The organism is Cupriavidus sp. BIS7, from assembly GCF_000292345.1.
Taxonomy (GTDB): domain Bacteria; phylum Pseudomonadota; class Gammaproteobacteria; order Burkholderiales; family Burkholderiaceae; genus Cupriavidus.
In genome coordinates this window covers 1-4,005 of record NZ_ALOU01000094.1, presented here as the reverse complement: position 1 = coordinate 4,005, position 4,005 = coordinate 1, and the positions used below count along the sequence as shown (strand labels likewise).

The following is a 4,005-nucleotide window of genomic DNA, read 5'->3' as shown; positions in this document are numbered from 1 at the left end:
AGGGGCCGGGGGAGAGGGCCAGCACTCGCAGCACGACAGAACGAAAAAAGGGCGAAGCCTTGCGAGCTTCGCCCTTCTTGCATCGCTGAAACGAAACGATGACTTACTGCGTCGTCGTGGTCTGCGGCACTGGCTGCTGCGCCACAGGTCCCTTTTCGATCAGCCCGCCACCAAGCGCGCGGTAGAGATCGATCGAATTGACCAGACGCAGCTGGCGTGCTGCCACCAGGTCCTGCTCCGCCGAGAACAGCTGGCGCTGTGCGTCGAGTTCATCAAGATAGCTGGCCACGCCGCTGCGGAAGCGCATGCGCGCCAGTTCGTAGCGCGCCGCTTCGGCATTGCGCTGCTGCTCCTGGCCGGCCACCTGATCCTCGAGCGTGCCGCGCGCCACCAGGGCGTCGGCCACTTCGCTGAACGCGGTCTGGATCGTCTTCTCGTAGTTGGCGATCTGGATGTTCTTGCGCACGTTGGACAGGTCGAGGTTCGACATGTTGCGGCCGTAGTCGAAGATCGGCAGCACGAGTTGCGGCGAGAACGACCAAACGCGAGCACCGGAGTCGAACAGATTCGTGAACGACGTGCTGATGTTCCCGGCGTTGGCCGTCATCGTGATGCGCGGGAAGAACGCCGCACGTGCCGCACCGATGTTTGCGTTGGCCGACAGCAGTTGCTGCTCGGCCTGGCGGATATCCGGACGTTGCGTCAGCAGCTCCGAGGGCAGGCCCTCGGGGATGTCGCTGATGATGTGTTCGTCGGACAGACGCATCGGCGCCGGCAGGTTCGGGATCTCGGCGATCGGCTTGCCCACCAGCACTTCGAGCGCGTTCTGCGCCTGCGCGCGCTGACGCGCGAGCTGGGCCGCGGAAACGCGTGCCTGCGCCACCAGCGATTCGTTGTCGCGCAGATCCAGCGCGGAGGTTGCGCCGGCATCGAAACGCTTCTGCGCGAGTTCGTACGTGCTCTGGCGCGCCTTGAACGTATCGCGGGCCAGATCGTACTGCTCGGAGAATGCGCGTTCGGCCAGGTAGGCCTTGGCGACTTCCGATACCAGCGAGATATAGGCGGCGCGATGCGCTTCCTCGGTAGCCAGGTACTGCGCCAGCGCGGCATTCGACAGACTACGCACGCGGCCGAAGAAGTCGAGCTCCCACTGCGTCACGGACAGGCCCACCTGGTACACGTTGCCGGTGAACGATTGGTCGATGCCCGACGTCGCGCCCGAGAAGCGGCCGCGCTGGAAGCTCGCGTTCGCGTTCACGGTGGGCAGCAGGTCCGCGCGCTGGATCTGGTACTGCGCACGGGCTTCCTCGATACGCAACGCAGCCGTACGCAGGTCACGGTTGTTCTCGAGCGCGGTTTCGATCAGCCCCTGCAGGCGCGGGTCCGTGAAGAACTCGCGCCAGCCGATATCGGTGGCACGACGCGTCTCTCCGCTCTTCACCTCGGCAGTGGCATAGCCTTCCGGCGCTGCGGGGTAGCTGCCCGCCACGGGCGCGGCAGGGCGGTCATAGTGCGGCGCCAGCGTGCAGCCGCCCAGCACCCCGGCCACCAGCAGCAATGTGGTCAGTGTCTTGGTCATAGTCAGATTTCCTTCTGGCCTTCCAGGCGCGCCATTTCCCGCTCATGCTGGGCCTTGCTGCCCTTGAAGCGGCTACGCACCACCACGAAGAATACCGGCACCAGGAAGATCGCCAGCAGCGTGGCCGTAATCATCCCGCCCATCACGCCGGTACCGATCGCGCGCTGGCTGCCCGAGCCCGCGCCAGTGGCGATTGCCAGCGGCAGCACGCCCAGGATGAACGCCATAGACGTCATCAGGATCGGGCGGAAGCGCAGGTGCACGGCCTCGAGCGTGGCGTCTACCAGGCTGCGGCCCTGTGCCTGCAGGTCCTTCGCGAATTCCACGATCAGGATTGCGTTCTTGGCCGACAGACCGATCGTGGCGATCAGGCCCACCTTGAAGTACACGTCGTTGGGCATGCCGCGCAGCGTCACGCCGAGCAGCGCGCCGATCACGCCGAGCGGCACCACCAGCAGCACCGCCACCGGGATCGACCAGCTCTCGTAGAGCGCGGCCAGGCACAGGAACACGATCACCAGCGACAGCGTGTACAGAATCGGCTCCTGCGAGCCAGCCAGACGTTCTTCATACGACTGGCCGGACCACTCGTAGCCGAAACCCGGCGGCAGCTTGGCGAAGTTCTCCTCCATCACGCGCATTGCCTCGCCGGTAGACTTGCCCGGTGCGGCCTGACCAGCAAGCTTCACCGCCGGCATGCCGTTGTAGCGCTCCAGACGCGGCGAGCCCATGATCCACTTCGACGTCGCGAATGCCGCGAAAGCCACCATGTCGCCATTGGCGTTGCGCACGCGCAGCTTGGTCAGGTCGTCCGGCAGGCGGCGATCCGCACCTTCCGCCTGGACGATCACGCGCCGCACACGGCCTTCGTAGATGAAGTCATTCACGTACGACGAGCCGAACGCGATGGAAAGCGTTGCGTTGATGTCCGCCACCGATACGCCCAGCGCACGCGCCTTTTCGCGGTCGATGTCGATGCGCAGCTGCGGCGCGTCTTCCTGGCCTTCAGGACGCACGCCCTGCAGCACCGGCGACTTCGCCGCCATGCCCAGCATCATGTTGCGTGCTTCCATCAGCTTGGCGTGACCCTGGCCGCTGCGGTCCTGCAGGCGGAAGTCAAAGCCCGACGAGTTACCCAGTTCGGCAATGGCCGGCGGGTTCAGCGGGAAGATGATCGCGTCCTTGATGAACGACAGCGCGCCGAATGCACGGCCAACCAGCGCCTGCGCGGTCTGATCCGCACCGGGGCGCTCCTTCCAGTCCTTCAGGCGCACGAACGCGATACCGCCGTTCTGGCCACGGCCGAAGAACGAGAAGCCCGCCACCGTGATCATCTGGTCCACCACCTTCGATTCCTTCTGCAGGTAGTAGTCCTCGATCTGCTTGAGCACGCCGATCGTGCGCTCTTGCGTCGCGCCCGTGGGCAACTGCACCACGGTGATCATGTAGCCCTGGTCCTCGTCAGGCAGGAACGACGACGGCAGGCGCTTGAACAGCACCACCACGCCCGCGATGATGACCAGGTAGATGATCAGGTAACGGCCCGTGCGCTTCAGAATCCGCGCGATCATGCCCTGATAGCGGCCGGACGCGGTGGTGAAGGTACGGTTGAACCAGCCGAAGAAGCCCTTCTTCTCGTGGTGGTGGCCTGCTTCCACCGGCTTGAGCATGGTGGCGCACAGTGCCGGGGTCAGCGTCAGCGCCAGCAGCGCCGAGAAGCCCATCGAGGCGATCAGCGACAGCGAGAACTGGCGATAGATATTGCCAACGGAGCCCGAGAAGAACGCCATCGGGATGAACACGGCCGTCAGCACCAGCGTGATGCCGACGATGGCGCCAGTGATCTGGCCCATTGCCTTGCGCGTGGCTTCGCGCGGCGAGAGTCCTTCCTCGCTCATGATCCGCTCGACGTTCTCCACCACCACGATGGCGTCGTCCACGAGAATACCGATCGCCAGCACCATGCCGAACATCGTCAGCACGTTGATCGAAAAGCCGAACGCGAGCATGGCGCCGAACGTACCGAGCAGCGCCACCGGCACCACCAGCGTCGGGATCAGCGTGGCACGGAAGTTCTGCAGGAACAGGTACATCACCAGGAACACCAGCACCACGGCTTCCAGCAGCGTCTTGACCACTTCCTCGATCGAGATCTTCACGAACGCGGACGTGTCATATGGCACGCTGTACTCGTAGTCCGGCGGGAAGTAGTGCGACAGCTCTTCCATCTTCGCGCGCACCGCAGTTGCCGTGGCCAGCGCGTTGCCGGTGGGGGCCAGCTTGATGGCGATGGCCGAGGCCGGCTTGCCGTTGATGCGGGCCAGCGTCGAGTAGTCGGCACCGCCCAGTTCCACGCGGCCCACATCCTTGATGCGCACGGACGAACCATCCGGATTCACGCGCAGCAGGATGTTGCCGAACTCCTC

The 4,005-nt window shown here is 64.8% G+C and carries 2 protein-coding genes; both read right to left on the bottom strand.

Going from position 1 to position 4,005, the window contains the following annotated elements; all coding sequences use genetic code 11:
• Positions 1-103 precede the first annotated feature (103 nt).
• Entirely contained in the window at positions 104-1,579 is a 1,476-nt protein-coding gene (locus B552_RS0125790; protein WP_019451952.1) for an efflux transporter outer membrane subunit, read from the bottom strand.
• A gap of 2 nt (positions 1,580-1,581) precedes the next feature.
• A partial coding sequence (locus B552_RS27930; RefSeq protein WP_019451951.1) for an efflux RND transporter permease subunit occupies positions 1,582-4,005 on the bottom strand: 2,424 nt, incomplete at its 5' end.